The 22,626-nt window shown below is 59.7% G+C and carries 15 protein-coding genes and 1 tRNA gene; 6 read left to right on the top strand and 10 right to left on the bottom strand.

The genetic code is table 11. From position 1 onward, the window contains the following. Positions 1–30 precede the first annotated feature (30 nt). Together CRI94_RS04490 and CRI94_RS04480 are read right to left on the bottom strand one after the other, a co-directional pair. The gene (locus CRI94_RS04490; RefSeq protein WP_098074476.1) at positions 31–2,598 is read right to left on the bottom strand and encodes a serine/threonine-protein kinase; all 2,568 of its coding nucleotides are present in this window, start codon (positions 2,596–2,598) and stop codon (positions 31–33) included. Positions 2,599–4,613: 2,015 nt separating this feature from the next. Then, a complete protein-coding gene (locus tag CRI94_RS04480; protein WP_098074474.1) occupies positions 4,614–5,978 on the bottom strand; it encodes an NAD-dependent succinate-semialdehyde dehydrogenase in 1,365 nt (454 codons plus the stop codon). A gap of 590 nt (positions 5,979–6,568) precedes the next feature. On the opposite strand from CRI94_RS04480, the gene CRI94_RS04475 reads away from it, so the two are divergent. The 5 genes from CRI94_RS04475 (at position 6,569) to CRI94_RS04455 (ending at position 10,680) form a co-directional block, all read left to right on the top strand. After that, complete coding sequence (locus tag CRI94_RS04475) at positions 6,569–7,579, top strand: zinc-dependent alcohol dehydrogenase family protein (protein ID WP_098074831.1); 1,011 nt, start codon at positions 6,569–6,571, stop codon at positions 7,577–7,579. A gap of 48 nt (positions 7,580–7,627) precedes the next feature. After that, on the top strand, positions 7,628–8,359 hold the full coding sequence (gene rnc, locus CRI94_RS04470) for a ribonuclease III (protein ID WP_098074473.1): 732 nt from the start codon (positions 7,628–7,630) through the stop codon (positions 8,357–8,359). A 389-nt stretch (positions 8,360–8,748) separates the two neighbouring features. After that, positions 8,749–9,174, top strand: coding sequence for an arsenate reductase ArsC (locus CRI94_RS04465; RefSeq protein ID WP_098074830.1), 426 nt, complete (start codon positions 8,749–8,751; stop codon positions 9,172–9,174). A 145-nt stretch (positions 9,175–9,319) separates the two neighbouring features. Next, the gene (locus CRI94_RS04460) at positions 9,320–10,246 is read left to right on the top strand and encodes an OmpA family protein (protein WP_179862161.1); all 927 of its coding nucleotides are present in this window, start codon (positions 9,320–9,322) and stop codon (positions 10,244–10,246) included. A gap of 349 nt (positions 10,247–10,595) precedes the next feature. Further along, positions 10,596–10,680, top strand: a tRNA-Leu gene (locus CRI94_RS04455). Between the two features lie 78 nt (positions 10,681–10,758). Here CRI94_RS04455 and CRI94_RS04450 read toward each other — a convergent pair. The 8 genes from CRI94_RS04450 to CRI94_RS04415 all read right to left on the bottom strand — a co-directional run bounded on the left by CRI94_RS04450 (position 10,759) and on the right by CRI94_RS04415 (position 21,081). Beyond that, on the bottom strand, positions 10,759–11,178 hold the full coding sequence (locus tag CRI94_RS04450) for a DUF6884 domain-containing protein (protein ID WP_098074471.1): 420 nt from the start codon (positions 11,176–11,178) through the stop codon (positions 10,759–10,761). 67 nt (positions 11,179–11,245) lie between these two features. Then, positions 11,246–12,397, bottom strand: coding sequence for a hypothetical protein (locus tag CRI94_RS04445; protein ID WP_143815300.1), 1,152 nt, complete (start codon positions 12,395–12,397; stop codon positions 11,246–11,248). A 91-nt stretch (positions 12,398–12,488) separates the two neighbouring features. Beyond that, positions 12,489–12,932 (bottom strand): hypothetical protein, encoded by a 444-nt coding sequence (locus CRI94_RS04440; RefSeq protein ID WP_143815299.1) that lies wholly within the window; start codon positions 12,930–12,932, stop codon positions 12,489–12,491. A 260-nt stretch (positions 12,933–13,192) separates the two neighbouring features. Beyond that, positions 13,193–14,080: a phosphorothioated DNA-binding restriction endonuclease gene (locus tag CRI94_RS04435; RefSeq protein ID WP_098074468.1), complete on the bottom strand. Its 888-nt coding sequence runs from the start codon at positions 14,078–14,080 to the stop codon at positions 13,193–13,195. Between the two features lie 117 nt (positions 14,081–14,197). Continuing rightward, positions 14,198–14,872, bottom strand: a complete 675-nt coding sequence (locus tag CRI94_RS04430) for a hypothetical protein (protein WP_098074467.1) — start codon at positions 14,870–14,872, stop codon at positions 14,198–14,200. Between the two features lie 718 nt (positions 14,873–15,590). Further along, entirely contained in the window at positions 15,591–16,220 is a 630-nt protein-coding gene (locus CRI94_RS04425; protein ID WP_098074466.1) for a thioredoxin family protein, read from the bottom strand. 62 nt (positions 16,221–16,282) lie between these two features. Further along, positions 16,283–18,478 (bottom strand): protein-disulfide reductase DsbD family protein, encoded by a 2,196-nt coding sequence (locus CRI94_RS04420; protein WP_098074465.1) that lies wholly within the window; start codon positions 18,476–18,478, stop codon positions 16,283–16,285. A 200-nt stretch (positions 18,479–18,678) separates the two neighbouring features. After that, positions 18,679–21,081: an ABC transporter permease gene (locus CRI94_RS04415; protein ID WP_179862160.1), complete on the bottom strand. Its 2,403-nt coding sequence runs from the start codon at positions 21,079–21,081 to the stop codon at positions 18,679–18,681. Positions 21,082–21,357: 276 nt separating this feature from the next. On the opposite strand from CRI94_RS04415, the gene CRI94_RS04410 reads away from it, so the two are divergent. Next, positions 21,358–22,392 carry an NAD-dependent epimerase/dehydratase family protein gene (locus CRI94_RS04410; protein WP_098074463.1) on the top strand — a complete coding sequence of 345 codons (1,035 nt, stop codon included), beginning with the start codon at positions 21,358–21,360 and terminating at the stop codon, positions 22,390–22,392. Positions 22,393–22,626: the final 234 nt, after the last annotated feature.

Genomic DNA, 22,626 nt, shown 5'->3' with positions numbered 1-22,626 from the left:
TACGGGCCGATCGACACAGCTACGACGGGATCAATCGGTTGTGGTTGCGGCGGTTGTATCCGTTGAGGCTGCGAAGCGATCGGCCTCTTCCGGTCGGTCCCAGTCAGTGTAGAACTGGTGGACCTGGGACCGGGCGCGATCAAGCGCGGGCGACTCGTGATCCAGACCGGAGCGAATAATTTCCCACCCTCTTAGGATCTCTATTTCCGCCTCTTCGAACCGGTTCTGCCTGGCAATTGCCTGGCCGATCCGGAGATAATCGTTTCCAATGTAGAAGTGGCCGGGAGGGAGAAGGTTTTGGTCCATGGCGAGCACGTCGCGATATCTCGTTTCAGCCTGCCGGTAATCGCCCCGTCGCATGCTCAGACTGGCAAGATTGCTCAACGTCGATGCAATACCGGGATGGGCCTCGCCGTGATTCGAGCGGAGGATCTCGAGGGTTTCCCGATACAGCTTTTCCGCCTCATCGAAATCCTTCTTTCTCTCCAGGCACACCGCGAGGTTGTTGATCGTGGATGCGAGCCGCGGATGATTGCTATCGAGGCGCTGTCGCTTGAGTGCCAGAGCCTCACGCAGCAGCGCCTCCGCCTCCTCCAGTTGCATTTGCTTCATGTGGATGACCGAGAGGCTCGACATCACACGCGCAAGCGAAAGCGGCCCCACACCCGGACGGTTTCGATAGAGCCGCAGACTTTCGGTAATCAGCGACTCTGCCGGTACCAGCGCGCCTTCTTCTCCACGTAAAATACCCAGCCCGTGCAGTATGTCGGCCCTTTGCCCTCGCTGATCGAGTGGAAGCGTCTCTTCGACCGACAGGGCCTTCTCGTAGCTCGCCCTGGCCTCGTCATTTCGGCTCATTTCACGCTGCGCATCCGCGAGCCGGTCTAGCGCATGAACGAGGTCGGAGCCGGCATCGTCGGCGTCCGTCAGTATAGCGATCGATTCGACGAGCAACGATTCCGCCCGTGCGTACTCTCCCTGAGCCATCCGAAGCCCCGCGTGCACGTGATACGCCACCGCCAGCTCGGAATCGCGCATGTTGAAATTCCGCTCGTGCGTTTCAACCGCCAGCGTAAGAAGCGAGTCTGCTTTCTCATACTCACCGATACTCTGATAGGCGCGTCCCATCACGCGAAGAAGACGCGTTTGAACGCGCGGTTGATTGCCGAGTAGGCCGATGCGCTCCAGACCTTTGTCGAGGAGCTCTGGTGCCGTCGGTGGATCTGCTTCAAGCCGGTTCGGGTCGGTGGCACCAAACAGGTCGACCAGGTAGTCGGTCACAGCTGCACTCGTTTGCGCCTCCAGTCGAACACGGTCGCGCTCTTCGGCAATGCGTTGACGTTGCACCGTGACCGTGGCGAGGTACGCGAGCAAGAGCGTACAGACGATCGCTCCCGCCACAACGATCGGACGGTTCCGCCGGACAAACTTGCGCGTTCGATAGCCAAGCGTGAGTGGACGCGCCTCGATCGGGAGTCCGTTCTGTGAGCGCTCCAGGTCGATGCGAAGAGCCTCGACGGACATGTAGCGCTGCTCCGCATCCTTCCGCATTGCCTTACTGACGATGGTCTGCAGATCGCCGCGGAGTGCGTGTACGATGCCAGCACTCTTGCCCTCTCGTTCGGCCGCCTCCGACAACGGGTCCGCGTCCGTTTCCAGGACCACCCGCTCGATCTCCGTAAGGCTTCGACCCTGGACTTGAAACGGACGGGTCCCCGCCAGCAGTTCGTAGAGCAGAACGCCAAGCTGGTAAACATCCGTCGCCGTCGTGATCGCCTCCCCTCGCACCTGCTCCGGCGCGGCGTACTGCGGCGTCATCAGATACTCTCCCGTGCGCGTCACTGGCGCCGTCCACGCCGTGTCGTCCTCGTCCAGCAGCTTTGCAATACCGAAGTCGAGCAACTTCACAGCCGGGCCGTCGGCCGTTTCGGTGACGAGAATATTGCCGGGCTTCAGATCGCGATGGACGATGAGGCGACGATGTGCCTGCTCGACCGCACGACAGACATCTTCGAACATGGCGAGCCTCGCTTCGACGGAGCAATTATTCGCTTCGCAATACTCCGTGATCGGGACCCCATCTACCAGTTCCATTGCCAGAAACGGTCGTCCCGACTCCGTGACGCCTCCGTCAAGCATCGACGCAATGGACGGATGCGTGAGATTGGCCAGGATCTGCCGCTCGGCTCGGAAGCGAGCAATCCGCCGTTCGGAAGAAAACGCACGGGGCAGCACCTTCACTGCCACCTCCCGGTCGAACTGTCCATCCACGCGACGGCCACGGTAGACGACACTCATTCCCCCGCGCCCGATCTCCTCCTCCAGGCGATACGGGCCGAGACGCGCTCCGGCCGCATCATCCGCGAACTCTGCCTCAACGATCTCTGCTGCCAGTGGCCCCGCGATCGAAGCCGCATCCCGCTCGAGCACAGCATCCACGTTTGCCTCATCATCGAGAAGCGCTGCAACCTCGTCGCGCAGCGCCGCGTCGCCATCGCAGAGTTCGAGCAAAACCTCTGCACGGTCAGCGCCTTCGTCTTCACGGTCGAAATACGCGTCCAGGATGCGCTCGATCTGCGCCCAGCGTTCAGGAGTCATGGAGGGACCAACATTTCGTTAGGGGTGCAGCCCAAGGTACAATCGTAAACCGAGCCGATCCAGAACGCCTTAACATCGACCGATCTATCGTTCTGGCTGTCGGTGTTCTTGATGGTACCGGGGCAAGCCGTGACGTGAACCGAAGCAAACGGGCCCCTGGAGGGATGGGACTTTTCGGTTCTTGTTTTTCGACCCAATTCGAGGTGAGCATGAAAAGGGCTGGAGGGCGTTTCCACTCGGTGGTGCCGGTTTTTTGCTTGACCAAAAAACCGGCAAAAAAGGTCAAGGCCTCCCGAAGATCGCCTGAGCGGCTTTTCACCTACGCTGAAATTCTCCAAACTTGGTCTCTCTGGATTCGCCCGAGATACTACTGTCGAGGTTGCTTCGAGACCTTCACACAGGGAGAATTTCCCCATCGATCGATTCGCCAACCCACAATCGATGGCAATTGAGGGGACGCTCCGGTTCGCGGCCGCTCTCTCCGGCGATCTTCGCAAGGGCCGAAACTGCAAAAGGCCACGCATCCGTACTGAAAACTGATCGCGTTTCTCCCGGCCTTGCGCGGTTCGTCGTCTCGAGCGTGGAGACGGAGCCACGAACAAAACGAATCCTTGTTTGAGCGAGCTTGTCTCGCGAGTCCACGGGATGACCCTTTGGCCGTTCGGATTCGTTCCGCGACGCGAGCAACGCGAGCTAGTGCCCGTTGGTGGGAGTTTTTTTACGTCTCGTTGTTTGGCGACCCAAAAAAATGAGACCGTGAGGATCGGGAACGCCCCCATCCCCTGGTGCCGATTTTTGGCTTGACCCAAAAACCGGCAAAAAGGTCAAGGCCTGCCGAAGATCGCCTGACCGGTCCTCCACCTGCGCTGAAATTCTCCGAAGGGCCTGAAAGGTCATCCCGTGGACTCGGTCTCTCTGGATTCGCCTCATCAGACCCTGAACGGATTGCTTCTAGACCTTCAAACAGGGAGAATTTCCCCTTCAATCGATCCGGCTAGCCAGCAATCCATGGCGACAATGGGACGCTTCTGTTGCGGACCGCTCGTTCCGACGATCTTCGCAAGGGCCAAAATGACATATGGATTAGAGGCTGGTGTCACTCAACCAGAAGCCGCTTCCCGGCGATGTGAGCGAAGCGAGCGAGCGGCATAGGTACCAGGCTCGAACGAGGGGGCTGCTCCTCCCGGCCTTGCGCGGTCCGGCGATTCAGGTGACGTAGCGAGGACGCGATCAGAACGAATCGTTGTCTGAGCCTGCTCTGCAGGCGAGTCCACGGGATGCCCCTTCGGGCCCTTTCGATTCGTTCCGCGACCGAGAGAAGACCCCAGCCGGAGCGCGAACAGACGGCGACTTTTTCGCGTCTCGTTTTTCCTGGTCGCCCAAAAAAAGAGACATCAAGGATCGAGAAGACCCTCCCCATCCTTCGTGCTGGTTTTTTGCTTGACCAAAAAACCAGCGAGAAAAAAGTCAAGGCCCGCCGAAGTTCGCCTGACCGGTCCTCCACCTGCGCTGAAATTCTCCAAACTCGGTCTCTCTGGATTCGCCTCATAAAACCCTGAACGCATTGCTTCGAGACCTTCAGACAAGGAGAATTTCCCCTTCGGTCGCTCCGGCTAACCGGCAACCGATGGCGACAATGCGACGCTTCCGTTGCGGACCGCTCTTTCCGGCGATCTTCGCAAGGGCCGAAACTGCAAAAGGCCACGCATCCGTACTGAAAACTGATCGCGTTTCTCCCGGCCTTGGGCGGTTCGTCGTCTCGAGCGTGGAGACGGAGCCACGAACAAAACGAATCCTTGTCTGAGCGAGCCGTGCTCGCGAGTCCACGGGATGACCCTTTGGGCCGTTCGGATTCGTTCCGCGACGCGAGCAACGCGAGCTAGTACCGGTTGGTGTGGCGAAGGCGAAGCGCTAGACGAAGCGCGGACAGCCGGCGACGTGAGCGAAGCGAGCTAGTGCCCGTTGGTGGGAGTTTTTTGCGTCTCGTTTTTTGGCGGCCCAAAAAATGAGACATCTCATTCGACCCAGATCGTCTTGGCATTGACAAACTCCCGAATGCCGTGCCGTGAAAGCTCCCGGCCGTAGCCGCTGTCCTTGACGCCACCGAACGGCAAGCGCGGGTCGCTTTTCACCATCTCATTGACAAAGACGCAGCCTGCCTCAACTCGCCGGGCGAGCCGTTCGCCTTTTTCCCGGTCTTCGGTAAAGATCGACGCGCCGAGACCAAACCGCGTATCATTGGCCAGGTCGACCGCCTCACGAGCGTCCTCCGCAACGATAAGCGACGCGACAGGACCGAAGATCTCCTCGTCGAACGCAACCGTTCCCCGCTCGACCTCCGTAAGGACCGTCGGCTTGTAGAAGAAGCCGTCCCGGTCGACCGAATGCCCGCCGGCCTCTGCCACCGCACCGTCGCGAATCGCCCGCTCAACCTGATCGTGGACCGTGTCACGCAGGTCCTCCCGCGCCATCGGCCCAATGTCCGTCATGTCATCCATCGGGTCGCCGACCTTGAGGTCCTCAACAGCCGAGATGAACCGGCGCGTGAATTCCTTTGCGATCGACGAGTGCAGGATGAATCGTTTCGCCGCGATGCAGCTCTGTCCATTGTTCTGCATCCGCGCCGTCACGCCGATGTCGACGGCCCTGTCAAGATCTGCGTCGTCGAGCACGATGAACGGGTCCGATCCACCGAGTTCGAGGACGGAGGGCTTGATCGCATCTCCCGCCTCTCGCCCGATGGCCGAGCCGGCAGCCACGCTCCCTGTGAGCGCGCTTCCACGCACGCGACGATCCTGGATGATGTCCGAAACATGCTTCCTGGCCGGACGCACCACCTGAAATTCGTGGTTTTCGAAGCCTGCCTCCTTGAACAGATCCTCCATCGCGTCCGCGCAGCCCTGCACATTGGATGCGTGCTTCAGCAGAACGACGTTGCCGGCCATGAGCGCCGGTGCCGCGCAGCGGAACGCCTGCCAGAACGGGAAATTCCACGGCATCACCGCGAAGATCGGCCCGAGCGGTTCGTACGCCACGAAGCTCCGTTTGGCCGGCGTCTCCTCCGGCTCGTCTGCCAGAAAGGACTCCGCATGCTGCGCGTAGTAGCGGCAGACCCAGGCGCACTTCTCGGCCTCCGACACCGCCTGGTCGATCGGCTTGCCCATTTCCCGAGTCATCAGCTCGCCGTACTCACGGGCCCGTTTTTCCAGCAGATCAGCCACCGTCTCCAGCCGCTCGGCCCGCGCATTGTACGTGCGGTCTCGATGATCCTTGAACGCCTCCATCGCCCAGTTCAGCCGTTCATCGATCTCATCCGCGTCGTGGGTGCTGTAACGAGCGATCTCTTCTCCGGTCGTCGGCGAAACCGTCTGATAGGCCATGGCAGCTGTCTGTCGGGATCGTAATTACGGTCGATACAAAATATACTTGCACTTCGGAAATGGGTTTGGCACAACGACAAGTTCAGAGTTCAACGTTCAGAGTTCAGAATACTGATAGTTCAGTGTTCAGAGTTCAGAACCTGTTCGGCGGACAGCCTTCGGCCACTCAACGGTACGAGCCTCCTGGCGGTCGGCCCTCGTGACGCTCACAACGCAGAGTCGTCGCAGACTTTCGCTTATCGTGTCTACTGCGTTCGCGTCAAATGATTACCTGCAGGCGTAGCTGATACTCGACCCTCGCCTCCTGCTTTTCGCGGCCCATCCGCCAAACAGGGTGTCAACGTTCAGAGTTGGGGGGCACACCATCAGACTTCCGATCACCGGCGAAACCCGTGACACGCCGCGCCATCTCGTACCGCTCTCATACTCCCACATCCTCACACCCTCATCCCCTCACACTCAAACACGTCCACACGTTCATACATCCACACTTTCATACTTCGGGGGCAACAGCGAACGGACGGCATCGTAGGTACCATGTCCATCGACTTCCTGCACCAGCAGCCACAGCCATGCCCCTTCCCGATACGATGAATGCGTGGGTCATCGAGGAATTTGGTGGCCCAGAGGTTTTTAGAAAAACGACGCGCTCCGTTCCGTCGCCCGGCCCCGACGAAGTCCTCATCGATGTAGCCGCAACGAGCGTCAACCCCATCGACTACAAGCTCCGGAGCGGCGTGGCGGAGGCGTTTGCGCCCGACCTGCCGGCCATCCTGCACGGGGATGTCTCCGGCACGGTTGTCGCCGTCGGGGACGATGTCGACACGTTCGAGGTCGGCGATAGGGTTTACGGATGCGCAGGCGGATTTAAAGGGGCTCCGCACGGCGCGCTGGCCGACTTCATGCCGGCCGATGCCGATCTGCTGGCGCCGATGCCCGAGTCTCTCACATTCGAGCAGGCCGCCGCGCTTCCGCTGGTCACGATCACGGCCTGGGAAGCACTCATCGAGAAAGCCACGATTGGCCCGACGGATCACGTCCTGGTTCACGGCGCAACGGGCGGCGTCGGGCACGTTGGACTGCAGATCGCGCATGCACATGGTGCGCAGGTCTCGGTCACGGCGTCGTCCAGTGACGCGCTCAACATGGCGATGGACCTCGGTGCCGACCACGGCATTCGCTACGACGAAGAGGCCGTGTCCGACTACGTCGACCGACTCACCGATGGCACCGGATTCGACGTCGTTTTTGACACCGTCGGCGGCGACAACATCGAGCGCTGCTTCGAGGCGACCCGTCTCAACGGTCGCATGGCCACGATTGCCGCGCGCGAAGAACACAACCTTCTGCACGCCTATGTCAAGGGGCTGTCGATCCACACCGTCCTGATGCTCATCCCGATGTTGCATGGCGTCGACCGCGCCCGCCACGGACAGATCCTCCGCGATGCCAACGTCCTCATCGAAGGCGGCAAACTCCGCCCACTGGTGGACGAACGAACCTTCACGTTCGACGATATCGGTGCCGCTCACGAGTACACCGCCTCTGGCGCGCATCATGGCAAGGTCGTCGTCACCCGAACGGCTGCCGACCCAGCTTGACCGACTCGCGTCTGCATAACTCGCTCTCCGCTCGCTTCTGTCCGACTTATGTCCTCCCATTCGAAGACACCGGCCGATGGTGCCCCACTCACCACGTCCATGGTGTCCGACCTCCTCCAAACCCCCATTCAGGATCTTACTCTGTACCGTCGCGCACTGACGCACCGGTCGATGCTTCGAAGCCGAAACCGGGAAGCCAACGAGTCGAACGAACGACTCGAGTTTCTGGGCGATGCGCTGCTCGACCTGATCGTCGGTGAACTTCTCTACCATCGCTTTGCCGATCGAAACGAAGGATTTCTCACCCGGCTGCGCGCCAAGCTCGTCAGCGGCAAAGTGCTCGCCGAGTACGCCCGTCGGATCGATCTCGGCGACTACCTTCTCATGAGCAAAAACGCCGCGAAGGGCGAGGGGCGAGATAACCAGAGCATTCTCGCTGACGCGTTCGAGGCCATTGTCGGCGCGCTCTACCTCGAGCAGGGATACGAGGCGGCGCGAACATTCGTCCGAGATGAGGTCCTGGACGGCATCGACCTGCTGGAGGTGGCGGAGCAGGAGGAAAACTACAAAAGCCTGCTACTTGAGCGGATGCAGGCCGACGGTCGCCCCCAACCGACGTATCGCGTCATCCAGGAGGAAGGCCCGAGCCACGACAAAACGTTTACCGTCGAAGCCCTCGTCGACGACACTGCCTACGGACAGGGTCAGGCCGGGAGCAAGAAACAGGCAGAACAGCAGGCCGCGCGGGAGGCGCTGAAAACGATCAATAATAGTTCATAGTTCAGGGTTCAACGTTTAGTGTTTTTGCGTTGAAACGTTGAACGGTGATGCGTTGGGCGTTTGGGATTGTGAATCGTGGATTGTCGATTGTGGATTGGCTTCTATTTTCGCGTTTTCGCGTTGGGGCGTTGAAGAGTTGGAACGTTAAAGCGTTAGACGTTGCTAAAACAGCGTGCCTGTATCGAACCGTCCAATCTTTCGCACTTCCAGACCTCCGCACATTTTCCCTTTCCCCCACTCTCCCTTTCCCCCAGACGCCCTGGCCTCCCGAGCCGGAGCGCCAGCCCCCGGAATTCACACCGACTGACCCGGGAAAGCCTTGCGGCTTGGCCACGTTCTGCTTTACTTCAGCGTTGCAGTTTCGCTCCAGTCTGCTGCCTCTCACGCTCATGACTGCCCAGGATACGACGCGGGTTCTCTTCGTCTGCACGGCGAATGCCGCCCGGTCTCAGATGGCCGAAGCCCTCCTTCGCGCTCGCGGAGGGGACGCTTATTCCGTCTACAGCGCGGGCTCCGAACCCACGGAGGTGCATCCGTTGGCCGTGGAGGCCATGGCCGACCTCGACATCGACCTGACCGGTCACCGATCCGAGTCGCTCGACACCTATCGCGACGACGTCTTCGACTACGTCATCACGCTTTGCGCTGGCACGCGCGACGTCAGCCCCTCGATTCGGGCCAATGAGATGGTCATCCACCGTCCGTTCGACGACCCCGACGGCTATCCCGAGGCGAAGCAGCCCCAGGCCTTCCGCCGCATCCGCGACGAAATCGCCGACTGGATCGACCAGCTCTTCCTCCTCCAGGCGGCGTAGGTGCCGCTCTGCCTTCATCCGCCCGCCTCGCGATGATCTTTCCGTAAGGGCGCATCGCACGAATCCCACGCATGCATTTTCTCCGCATGTATACGGGCGCATCGCAATGCGCCGCAACGTGTATATTAATCGAATCGGCTCAATCATGGCACTGCCTTATCCTATGCGGATGCTTGCACTCGCACTGACGATCGTCCTCGCCAGCCTGTTCAGTGCGTCAGCGCACGCACAGGAAACACAGCCCGTTAGGATCGAAGACGAGCAAGGCAACACGATCACGTTCGAGGTCGGAGAAAAAGCCTTTGCCGACACCGTCACCTCGTTCGACCCGGGCGACCCGATGTCAAAGCAAACCGCTGAGGACGGCACACTCGCCCTCGGCCTCCCGAACTACGAGCGCGGCCGCGGCATCGAGACAGCAATAACCCTCGGTTGCGGCGGCGTGCTGGAGCTTCAGTTTACCGACAACGTCCTCATCGACCGCGAAGGCCCCGACCTGCACGTGTTCGAAGTCGGCCCGGACGTCGAACCGACGTTCGTGTCCGTCTCCACCGATGGGAATGAGTGGAACGAAGTCGGAGGCATCGAAGGCGGCACCGCCTCGGTCGATATCTCCGACGTCGCTGACGCGGGCGATGTCTTCCGGTTCGTTCGGCTGACCGACGACGGCGAGGACTGCAGCGGCAACTATCCCGGGGCTGACATCGACGCCGTCGGCGCCATTCACGCGAGCCAGGTGATCGAGCTCGCCGGCGCCCTCCTCTTTGATCTCGACAGCAGCGCCCTCCGTGCGGAAGCGAAGGTCCGCCTCCGCGAGATCGCCGAGACGCTGGAGAAACGCGAGGTCGAGTCCGCCACCATCGTCGGCCACACCGATTCGCAAGGCTCTGCCGCCTACAACGACTCGCTTTCGCTGGAGCGCGCACAGAGCGTGCGGACGTACCTGACCGAGACGCTCGACGTGAGCGGGATCGAGTTCACCGTCCGGGGTGCCGGCGCCAGCGAGCCGGTCGCGCCGAACGACACCGCCGAGGGTCGCCGCCGCAACCGCCGCGTGGAGTTTATATTTTGAGCCGCACACAAAACTTCATTCGGCCTGCAAGCGTGCCCCAAGGGCACTTGATCGCTTTGCTCACAGCGCTCCAAGGGCGGGTCGCCGCGTTCCGCACCATAGGCACCAGGTTCGCGTCGCTGCATCGTCGTACCGCTCCGAGTACGACTGCTTCGCGCGCCTTGCGAGCCCACCCTTTCGCTCGCTTTCGGCATCAAAGCAAGTTTTGTGAACGACTCTTAGCGCCCACTGCGGTGTGCGCCGGTAGCCTCCCTCAATGCAACTTCACGAAACAAAGACCCAGTATAGAGACTTCAAGCGTCACGAAAAAACGGGACGCCGGCCCCGCGCCGCGCCCCGACAGTCACTCGCCCGAGTGGCGGAATTGGTAGACGCGCATGATTCAGGTTCATGTGGCCGTTAAGGCCGTGGAGGTTCGAGTCCTCTCTCGGGCACACCCAAAAACGCCCTCTGACGCTCTCAACAGCGATCGGAGGGCGTTTTTCTTTTGGGTAAACCCGTTTTAGTATTTCTCATCCGTCGAGCTGCTCATTCAGATACCGGAGTTGCTCGCCAAGTCCGAGCCCTTCCATTGGAATGCGCACGGTGACTCCGTTCTCACGGAGAGGGTCGATGATGTACTCGCGGTACCGCTTGCCGGCAAGGATTAGAACCTCATCGTGGATACGCAGAAGTGGATGCAAGCTCTTCAGTACGGAGGAGGTCCATTCCCAACGCTGATCGGCGCTAAAATCGTAAAGCGTCGTTTCGTAGGGAGGAATCTTCGTTTCTGGATGAAGCAATCCGTGTTTGGCAGACAGAATACGCCACGTCTCGCTTTCTTGAATCGCGTACTGTCGAGCCTTTTTAAACCATGGACTGGTGTACAATTGCTCGGCTGGTGCCGGCTCCGATCGTTTCGTCTTTACGCAGGCCACGAGAGCTAAAGACATCCTGGATTCGACTGGGATTCCGTGTCTAGCGAGTTATAAAGCGTCGCAATGCAACTACGCCTCTATATCAGTGCATCCGAAGAGCCCAATGGTCTTCAGCAGGCTTGTAAGACTTTGCGCTATTTGACTGCAAGCCCGTGTCTTCGAGGATGCCCGCGTGCTGCAGGATACGCTTCATCTGATAGAAGGTCGTCGAGCGGTAGTGCATACCGTCAACCTGATCCCACAAGATCCTTCCGGCTTTGTCCATCATGCTGTCGATTCGCTCCGGCGTAAAAAGAAGTGCCGGCGTCCGGTCGTGGTCGATGGAATCGCACGTTTTCGCAAGCTTCGGCATCGCGGCCTCCTTATCATCGAATTGCCGTAGCGCACGCACCAGCAGGCGAACTTCGGGTTCTCGAAGAAGCAAAATCCGAAGTGCAGCGCCAGCGCGAGGGAAGACGTCAGCCAGCGGCTTATAGATTGCCCGTTTGTGAATGTCGTTCCATTCCTCAAGCGAGGTATCTAAAATGTCTCGTACGGCACAACCCGTGGGCGTCAGCTCGACTGTATTGCCGTGACGCCGTACAAGCCCCAGCTTCTTCGCCCCGCGGAGTGCTGCCTTCCAGTCCTTGGGCATGCGGTGGTAGGGAGCGATCACATCTTTCACGCTGCCCGTAGCATGCAGCATCTCCGGATCCAGTGCGAGCGTCCACGCCAGATAATGAGTTGGCAGATTGTAGGTAAACGTGCTCCATCCCTGTGCACGCAATCCAGTGTCGATCTGGCGCCAGACGGACCGATATGCTGTCTGCCATGGCTGCCTGGGCCGCGGCCAATAGAGCGGCGTCACCTCTTCCGCCACGGTCAAAAGCCCCACATTCTTCTGTGCTGCCATGCGTTCGATCGCACTCGTAAAACGGTCTGCAGGAAGAGCAAAAAAACTTCTCTGCACACCTTCCTGATACCGTTCCGCCTGACCGATCCCTTTCACGAGATCGCCCTCCCCTTTGGCTTCGACGGCAAATAAGCTTTCACCATCCGATAGCTGACCAACAAGATCAGGATGCATAATTTCGTCGGCGTATGGCATCGAGACCCGCTGGTATGGTCCCAGTCCGCCGTGCTCAACCAGCGTGTGGTGCGCATCCGTGCATAAATGCTGGACAGACGTTTCTTCTGGAAATCGAGTGTCGAGCAAGAACGATCGGACCCGCTCGATAACCTCTGGCTCAGTCATTCAATGCCCTTGTGTTAACACTGAGACTCGCTCGCAATGCCAGCATGACTAAAGCAATGTTGCTGGACACTGTTTTTCGCGCCTTACACAGTTATTCCGCATACATTTCTTCCCAGGTCCGCGTGACCCTACGGCGCTGATTGTCTGCCGTATTGACGAATTCAATTTGCAGACCAGCGTTCGTCGCCGTGAGGTTCAGCTCGATATCTGGCGTCCCGATCGGATTGGGAATCTGCTCGATGTCCACTGCCTGTAAATACTCGCTTGCGGACAACTGGTAGGCCCGAGCATATATTTCCAGAAGGCTCATGTAAGTGATCATCGACGTGAGATTGACGAAGTTATCTCGACTGATAATTCCGTCCTTCGGAGCCTCCGCGTAAAGCTTCACCTGGAGGTTATTCGTCTTCTGTCCCTCCACGTTCAGCTTCAAGAGTGCATACTCCTCCATCATCATCTTGTCACCTCGAATCTGGACAATGTCCTCGCCGAGTTCGGCTTTCCAATCGGGCGTCTGAGCCTGAACTACAGACACAGAAACGAGAAGAAGCAAAAGTACAGCAGTTAAACGGTGCATGACGAGCATTCTCTTCTAAATTTGAGATATAGATAGCGAAGGAACTATCTGAAAAACTTCTAGGACGTGCACATCCAATCCCGCTTGCCTACGTAGCCAATAAGGAGCTATTAAGTGACCTTCGAACGTCACATATCGGCCTCAGAGCAGAATCGTAACGACCGGTGTTGCGAAATAATTCCCCACCTATCAACGACCGTGGATTCGTTCGGCGAAATCTATCCGGCGGCGTACTCCCCGCGGAAGACCTCTTTCACGTGCCACTGCACGAAATTCTCGTCCGGATAGTATGCGTCTCGCTGCGGGACGTGAATTCGCTGGCCTTCCTGATCCTGCAGTTCCCGAAAGTGCGGATTGGATCCATGCAGCGACTCCGAGAGCATCAGTTTGAGGTCGACCGTAAAATGAATGGCACCTTTGTCGAGCATCTTGTGATGCAGGGCGCACAGGCAGATGCCGTTCGAGACCTGGTCCGGTCCTCTCGCCTGGCGCCACTTGATGTGCGCGGCTTCCAGGCCGATCGGACGCGCGTCGAGTTTCAGGTCAAACCCGCATACGGCGCACCGGTAGCGATAGGCACGGAGCACATCCTGCCTGAACGCTGGATCGCGCGATGGACGCTTCGTCGACCGATACGTCAGGTCTAATCCGACGGCGTCGAGGATGTCCTCATGGAGAGAGTCGGCGAAGTGCTCGTCCAACAGCATCCGGGCGATCTCGTGACGGAGTGCTGCGTCGTCTTCGAGCGCTGACCAGACGTCCGGCAGGAATCCGGCCCGTGTGTTGTGTTCTTTGAGCTCGCTCTTGAGCGGATCGGTGTTCGAGGCACGGCGCGTCAGATTCTCCGCATCCAGCACCGTCCAGACACCGTCGTTCTGCAAACGCCAGAACGGATACTCCGCGTGATGGCTCTTCCGCGGTGGACCAAACTCTTTTAAAAGAGCCGTCACATGCTCATCAACATCGAGAAAGCCCACCCACCGATTTCCTCGCTCCAATTCTGCGAGAGCGTAGAGAACGAGTAACGGCTTATGCGGCGCACGTTGATCTCCCCGACTCCAGACAGTCAACTCCTCAAATCGGCTACGTATCGTGTCGCGTTCCATACAAAACGTGTACAAACGAGTCTACTACTTCGGAAAACGGATCTCGATATACGCTACGATCGAAATACTAAAACGTAATATGACCTTTCACGATGAGAAGTTGCCAAGTTTGCCATTTCACACCACCGTACCAGGAAGCGATGCGACCAGCAGGAGCCGATCCCCACAGGCCTCGTCCACTCCCAGATCGTCGAGGAGCGTGAAGTTGTGCTTTTCTTTGACGGCGTCGATCCGCTGCCGCTCGACCGTGGAGTAGCGCGTGGACGGCGCCTCGTTCTTGAGCACGAATGGATGTTCTGAGGCGGCACGCTCCGCTCCCTTGTATCGGCGAATGGCTCGGGCAATCTGAGCCCCTTCCTCCGTGTACGCGCCCGCCACACCCGGCTCTGCGCCAGTCCAGAGCGTTTGCACGGCGTGGACGCTGGACGGCGTCGCGGCCGTACCCCAGCAGATGACGTTCATTCCGAGCTGGTCTTCCCGCCTCCGGGCATCGACGATAAACCGGGCGTAGAGCCCTCGCACGCGACCGGTGTTCTTGGCCGACGAATCCGTCGCGCTCAACCCCATGTAGACGGCCGGACGCTGCCTGCCCTCGACCTCTAATTCGTGCCACGCAACCAGAAAGAAGGAGTGGATGTCGCCGCTCTCCCAAAGTCTGTATAGATCTGTCGCCTGTTCGACTTCCCGGCGGATGAGCGGCCAGCCGTCTTCGTAACTCGGCTCAATAAGCGGATGCAACTGCTCACTCAACTCCTCGCGATCCAGATCAGAAAGGCGGTTATGCGTGATCATTGGACAGGCTCGTGAACGAGATGTATCCGAATGCCCCCAACCTGCTGCCCGCTGGCGTTAAAGTCAATTCTTTGGTTGGGGATGTCAGTTCTGAGAATACCCAAGTGTGGTTGGTGTGGTCGATCGTTGGAGTCTTCTTCGGCCCGAGGTACCGGTTTTTTGCTTGACCAAAAAACCGGCGTAAAAAAGTCAAGGCCGGGGAGACCTTCGCCTGACGTCCGCTCCTGCTCCGCTGAAATGCTCCAAGGCCTTGACCTCTCTGGTAGAGACCTGCAAATAGCTGACGGTCCTGCTTCGAGGCCTGCGGGCAGGGAGCATTTCCCACCAAACGTTTTCGCTAACCGGTAGACCAAACAGCGATTGGACGCGGCGCCTCCGCTCCCGTTCGGACGACGAACGTCTCCAAGGGCCGGAACGACGCACGTACTATCACTGAACCGAGGGTGCTGTCTCCCGGCCTTGCGCAGTTCGTCGTCTCGAGTGTGGAACGGGCGGTGCGGCAAAAACAAATCGCTGTTCGAGTCCGCGCCGCGGACGAGTTTCGATTTGTTTAGCGCCGCCCGTGAAGCACTAGACGAAGTGCGGACCGCCGGGGAGCTTTTTTGCGTCTCGTTTTTTGGCGGACCAAAAAATGAGACAGAAAGCAATTCACAACAAGAACGACCCGCCAGCCAACGCCAGCAGGTCGTCCCGTTACTGCTCAAAATGCCATCAAGAACTACCGGGCCGCATACTTCACGGTGCAACCGTACGGCTTCGCGGTCTGAATCTCAACCTCCTCCCCGTTCATCGCGGCGTCGAGCGCCAGCTGGACGTAGTTCGTCGCGCCCTCGATGTCGGCAACGTCGGTGGTCGGCTTGTCATCGATGCCGCCCATGTAGATGAGCTGGCCCTCCGGATTGATCACGTACATGTGCGGCGTGACGCGAGCGCCGTACGTCTGGCCCACCTCCCCCGACGGATCCATCAGGATCGCGGTCATCTCGCCGTCGTGCTTCTTTTTCTGCTCGACCATCTCGTCCGGCGGGTAGTAGCCCTGCTTCCCTTCCGCGCTCGAGACGATCGACAGCCAGACGACGTCCTTCTCGGTGTATTCCTTCTGTAGCTTCTGCATGTTGCCGCTCTGGTAGTGCTTCTGAACGAACGGGCATCCGTAGTTGAGCCACTCGAGGACGACGTACTTCCCCTCAAAATCGGACAGGCTGTGCGTCTCCCCGTCAGCGGCCTGCAGCGTGAAGTCCGGAGCCGGCTGGTTGACCTGAGCCTGCTGGGCCTGCGCGGCGAGAGGGCCGAGGCCCACGATCAGAAGGAGCGTGAGAAATGTGGCGATGCTTCGGCGAAGTATCATGGGATCGAAACGTGAGGTATGATTGGGTATCGTTCGAATGCAGCTTTAGCTAATCGATAAGGTCAGGACGACCCGTCGAGTCGGCGTAGCACAATGTCTTTTGTCAGGACTTCGGGCAGAATGTCGGGGCGGGCGTCGGGGCCGTCGTAGTAGACGTACAGCGGGACGCCGCTCCGTCCGTGCGACTCAAGAGCCCGGGTAATCTCGGCGTCCCGATTGGTCCAGTCCGCCCGGACGAGTGCGACATCTTTTTCGCGAAACGCCTGCTCTACGTCCGGTGAGGTAAGGACGGTCTGCTTATTCACCTGGCATGTGAGACACCAGGCGGCGGTGAAGTCGATGAAGACGGGGCGTCCGCTCGCCCGAAGGCTGTCGACAGCAGCCGCAGAATAGCTCTGCCATGCCGAATCCGTCGACATCGACGTGTTGGTCGAAGCGCTGACAGACTGGCTCTGCGAACCGAGAATAGCCAGCGCCACTCCTCCAGCGAGTAATACTGCTGCCACGGTGCGCGAAGCGACCCGCGCGGTCCGAGTGAGCGTGGCCGGCGACCATCGGTTCAGAATCCATGCGGCAACGCCGAAGAGCAGCACCCCCAGCAGGAGCATCGCAACGGCGGTGTCACCGGTCTGCTGCGCAAAAACCCAGACGAGCCAGATGGCCGTCGCAAACATCGGGAAAGCGAACGCCTGCTTCAGCGTCTCCATCCAGGTGCCGGGGTTCGGCAGCTTCTCCAGCAGACCGGGCGACATCGAGAGCGCGACATACGGCGTGGCCATTCCAGCGCCGAGCATGGAGAAGATGGCGAGTGCCCCGACGGTCGACGACGCGAGCGCCACACCCAGAGCGGCTCCCATGAACGGAGCCGTACACGGCGTTGCGACGACGGTAGCGAGAACGCCCGTCAGGAAGGCGCCACGGTTGCCGTCACTCGGACCGGCCGTCTGCATGCGCCCGCCCCAGTTCATGAGGCTCGTGCCGACATCGAAGGAACCCAACAGATAGAACCCGATCCCGGTGAACAGCAATGTCATCAGCGCGACGAACGCCGGCGACTGAAGCTGAAAGCCCCAGCCGATCTCACTTCCCGCTGCTCGCAGCCCCAGGAGCGTCCCCGCCAGAATCCACATGGAGACGAGCACGCCCGCGCCAAACAGCCAGCCGTGTCGCCGCATCGCGGAGGGATCGTCGCCGGAGGAATCGGCAAACCCGAGGATTTTGATCGAGAGAACGGGAAAAACACAGGGCATCAAGTTGAGTAGCATCCCGCCGGCGAACGCCAACACGAGCGCCCAGACCAGCGACACACCGCCTGCCCCACTCGACCCGGCCAAGGCAGCCCCGTCGAGAATCGAGAGCTGGCCTGTGCCTTCCTCAACGACGGGTGCGGAAATTTCGATAGCTCGCACCTCTCTATCCGGGTGCCATGACGCCCCTTTCGGTGCGACAAGAACGCCTCGAAGCGTATCGACAGGGGACCTGGCGTACTGCGATTGCTGCAACGCCATGAGAAAGGCATCTCCCTGTCGGGTCAACGGCTGCGCAGCGGTATGGTCGAGCACCTCGCCCTCAGTCGGGAAAAAGCCAGCACTGTCGATCGCGGGCACGTCACCATCCGTCTGCGTGAACGCCAACCCATAACTGCCCTCGCTCTGCGACGCCTCCGCAACCCATCCGTCGAGTTGCTTCGGAATCTGCTGTCGCGTTGTCTCGATACGCTGCACCTCCTCCGCTGAAGCCGAGACCGCCTCTTCGCGCACCTCAAACGTTCGCTCAATCGTGCCCGAAGCCGGCAGACAGACGTCCGCACAGATCAGCCACGTAGCATCTCCTGAGATGGTGATTTCCGTCCCGGCCTGTAGGTCGTCCGGCGCCTGAACCTGCGCGAGCAGCTGCACGCGGTCGGAATACCCGTAACTCGTCAGAATACTGGCGTCGATGCGGTGCGGAAACGGAAACTGGAGCTCTCCGACAGTAAATCCACCCGGGAGCGACCAGTCGACATCGATCGGTTCCCCGGAATCACCCGGATTGATCCAGTAGCTGTGCCACCCGGGCTCCATCTCAAGATCGAGGGCCACGGTGAACGTCTGGCCGGGTGCAATCGCCTGCACGTCGCTCGCCAGAGACGCTTCGCTGTGCGGACTCGAATCCGTCGTGTCGATCGCCGTCTGAGCGACCGCATTCGGGCCGGTTAGGAAGAGACTGGTCATCCCGAGCACGACGACCCAGACAGAGAAGCGAAGCGTGGACAACATGATGCGTGTACGCAAGGAAAGGTGGAAGCCAGAGCGCGATCGGAGTAACGCGTGCCGACAATGTATGTCACAGGCGCGAAAAAGCACTGTTCTGACCGTCTTTCCACCGGCGAGGTCCATTCCGTATCACGAATTACACATTTGTGTTCGCAGCGGAAGGGACGTCGTTACGAGCGGTTGATCATTGCCGCGACGATATACTACTCCGCGCGAAGCACCGCAGAGGGATCAACGGAGGCGGCCCTCATGCCGTGAGCGGTTACCGTGGCAACTGCAACCAGGAAAGCGACGGTTCCGGTAACAACAAATGGCCAGACCGGGATCTCCGTTGCAACGGCATACGATTGCAACCACCGATGCACCGCGACCCACGCAATCGGAGCACCGAGCAGAAACGCGGCGGCGATGATTCCGAGATACTCGCGATTCAAAAGCGCCAAAATGCTCGTCTTCGACGCCCCGAGCGCTTTCCGAATCCCGATCTCTCGCTTCCGTTGCTGCGTGAGTTGCCCGACCAGATTGGCCAGTCCGACGACTGCAAGTAGCAGTGCGAGACCGCCAATTCCTGCTGCAAGCAGCGTGAAGCGTCGCTCCTGCGCATAAAACTGTTCGTGTTGCTGCGTGAGAAACGTTGCCGCAAACGGCGTATCCGGACGAATGCTCGACCATATCTCTCGAAGATGCTCCATGCCGTCCTTCGTCTGGCTTGTCCGGAAGCGGACTACGGCGTTCCCGGCCCATGGTGGGTTCGAAAAGACTCGATACACCGCGGGCGGGATCGCGTGACGCTTCGACACCAGATGCAGATCCGGAATGACGCCGTCGATTTGGAATCCGGTCGCGGACGGATCTTCGGGCTGAAAACTCCAGGTTGCTCCTACTGGATCGCCCTTCACCAGATCGGAAGCCGTTTCATTGATCAGCCATCGGACGGGAGCGTCGTCCCCCTGGGCGATCATCGAGTCCACGACCGAGTGCTCGATTCCCATGGCCTGGCACCAGTGAACATCGACCGCATGACTCGCGCCCGCCTCGAACGTCCGTCGGTCTCCATCCTCGCTCGTAATGGCAAATGCGATATGGCCTTCGATGTCATTCGGCACCGCGGAGCCCATACCGACAGCTTTAACGGTAGAGGATTGTAACGCGAGACGACGAAATCGCTGGTACGCCTGGCGATCGTTTTGAATGCTCGTCACCTCCACGACACCGCCCGGGTCATACCCGAGTTCGTCCGTCTCCATACTCTGCAGGTGCTGGTAGGCGACGAGACTCACGCTCCCGAGCAGGATCAACGTGCCAAACTGCAGAGCGATCAGGGTATGCCGCATCGACCACCCGCGTCCCGCAAGACCGGACGGACGCATCGACGGGCGCAAGAGATCGGTTACACCTTTCCGTGACAATACGATCGTTGGATAGCTCCCTGCGACCAAGCCCGCAAGCGCAGCCACCCCGGCCAACGCAGATATGATGGTTGGCTCGACCAGCCACGCTCCCGAGATGTCCGTTGCCATCACGTGATTTAAAACAGGCAGCCCTACTGTAGCGAGTGCCATCGCCAGCGGGACACTCGCGACGGCCAGAATCAGGGTTTCCGCCAAAAATGTCGTCGCAATCTGCCAGTCATCCGCGCCGACGGCCTTTCGCGCGCCAATCTCCTGCGTCCGCCCCGCATGGAGAGCCAGTCCGAGGTTCGCGTAGTTAATCACGGTGATCATCAACACGAGAACAGCGATTCCCACAAAGATCCAGAGCGACCGGATATCGCGATTCGGGCCGCGGTCGTAGAGGGTGGGAGCGCTCAAGTAGACATCCGTCAACGCCTGAAGACGCGCTCCCTCCCAATCGCTGTCTGGTTCTGTTAGCGAGGGATTCACGGTGGTCATCGCCGACTCGATCGCTTCGTCAAGAGCATCCGGTGCTGCACCTTTCTGCAGAAGCACGTACTGAAAGGCAGCGGAGTGGTCGATTACGGACACACGGGTCGCGATCCCAAACTGAATCCGCGAGTCGTCCGGTGGCTCTTCGATCACCGATCGCACGGTGAATGCCGACGTCTCCCCGCCGCCGCGATGCACCGTTAATGTCTGTCCGATCGGATCGGCGTCGGCAAAATACCTTTCTGCCGTAGGTCGCGTGAGAACGGCCGATCCGGGCTTCTCCAACGCCTGACTTAGCGGGGCACCGGAGACCTTCTCAAACGAAAACAGGTCAGCAAATGCGGCTCCGGTGTTCGTCACCAGGCGCGGCGGGGACACGTGGCGACGGCCATCGGGCGTCTCGATATAGTCCAGAGCCTCTTCGCCTCGAAGAATCGTAAACTGGGCGGCCCGCTCGACTTCCGGAATCGAGGCCTCGAGCTGGTGCGGGAGTGCGAGCTGTGCGACCGGATCGTCGTGGGCCGATCGAGAAAAAGAGACGCTTGACCAGAGCTCCCCGCCGCGCTCGCTGATGACCCGGTAGATCCGTTCTGCGTCGTCGTGGTGCTGCTCCCATTGGCGCTCGTGCTGTACGAAGGCGATGGCCAACAGGCAGCATGCCAGCCCCGCCCCCAGACCGCCCAGATTAATCGATGCGTACATCGGAGAACGCATCAACATGCGAACGGCGGAGCGGAGCGAATGAAACACCATAGCAAACGATATATCTCAAACAGAGCGAATACGCCGGCGCACCTCGAGGACAAAGTATACAATATGCCTGCAAAAAGGCGACTTCAGGCGTCTATCGATTCGCTCAGTCTCTGGAAACCAGTTACTCGTAGCCGATCGTTGCCGCGACTCGGCCCTGATGAACCGGGATACTGCTCGAGGAATGTGAGGCAATGAGGAACGACAGCGAAATCCCGCTCGACGCGGCCTGTGCGTGCGGCGCGCATGAATCTACGTCTTCCTCTCCCTGGTACCATTCACCTATTGGGTTCGCACCATCAGCGCTCAGAAATGCAGGTTGTCGTCACCGGCGCAGCCGGATTCATCGGATCGCATCTCGCGGAACGCCTCGCACGAGATGGGCACCACGTCGTGGGCATTGATAATTTTGCGCCGTTCTACGACCGTTCGCAAAAACGACGCAACGCGGAGCGGCTCGCAAATCTCGGCATCACCATCCACGCAGCGGATCTGGTCACCGACCCGCTCGCGCCGATTCTGTCGGACGTCGACGCCCTCTTTCACCTCGCGGCGCAGCCGGGCCTCTCTCCATCGACGACACCTGAGGCATTCACGCGCAACAACGTTCGGGCAACGGAGCGTGTCGTCGCCCATCTCGACGACCACCCGACGCTCCGCGCCTTTGTCTACGCCTCCTCGTCCTCGGTCTACGGCGCCGATGCTACGGTCGCGGAGGACGGCCCTCTTGCTCCCACATCGATCTACGGAGAAACGAAGCTAGAGGGCGAACGCATCATCGATGCTGCAAGCGATCACGCGAGCTGGGATGCGTGCACCCTCCGGCTCTTTTCCGTCTACGGCCCCCGCGAACGGCCCGACAAGCTGATCCCAAAGGCTGCACGGTGTGCTATCAAGTGCGAGCCGTTTCCTCTCTTTCGGGGAAGTGAACATCACCGTCGGAGCTTCACGTACGTGGGGGACGCCGTGGACGGGCTCGTCGCCGCCCTGGACCGCTTCGACCAGTGTGCGGGCGAAACCATCAACGTCGGAACCCCCAGATCCGTATCCACCATGGAGGTGCTCCGCTGCATCACGGACGTCGTCGGTCGACGCCTGTGTATCGATCGGCTTCCGCCGCGGGAGGGCGACCAGCAACGAACCGAAGCCCGCATCGACCGGGCCCGACGCCTACTCGACTTTGAGCCGCGCACGTCGCTGCTGGAGGGCATCCGGGCCGAGGTGGATTGGATCCTTCAGGTCCTTGATCCGCGGACGGTCACGCCCTGCGGATTGTCGTAACCGATCTATCGCTCCTTTTTGGACCGTACGTACTCGTTTCTTCCTGCGACAAAAATGAGACTCAAGAAGCGGAGGTCTTCTTTCCCCATCGGGTATACCGGTTTTTTGCTTGACCAAAAAACCGGTGCAAAAAAGTCAAGGCCTGCCGAAGATCGCCTGACTGGCCCTCCGCCTCCGCTGAAATTCTCCAAACTTGGCCTCTCTGTTACGGTCCATAGCGCAACCTGACGTGAT

It is taken from the genome of Longibacter salinarum, assembly GCF_002554795.1.
In the GTDB taxonomy this organism is placed as follows: Bacteria; Bacteroidota; Rhodothermia; order Rhodothermales; family Salinibacteraceae; genus Longibacter; species Longibacter salinarum.
This window is presented reverse-complemented; position numbering and strand designations above follow the sequence as displayed.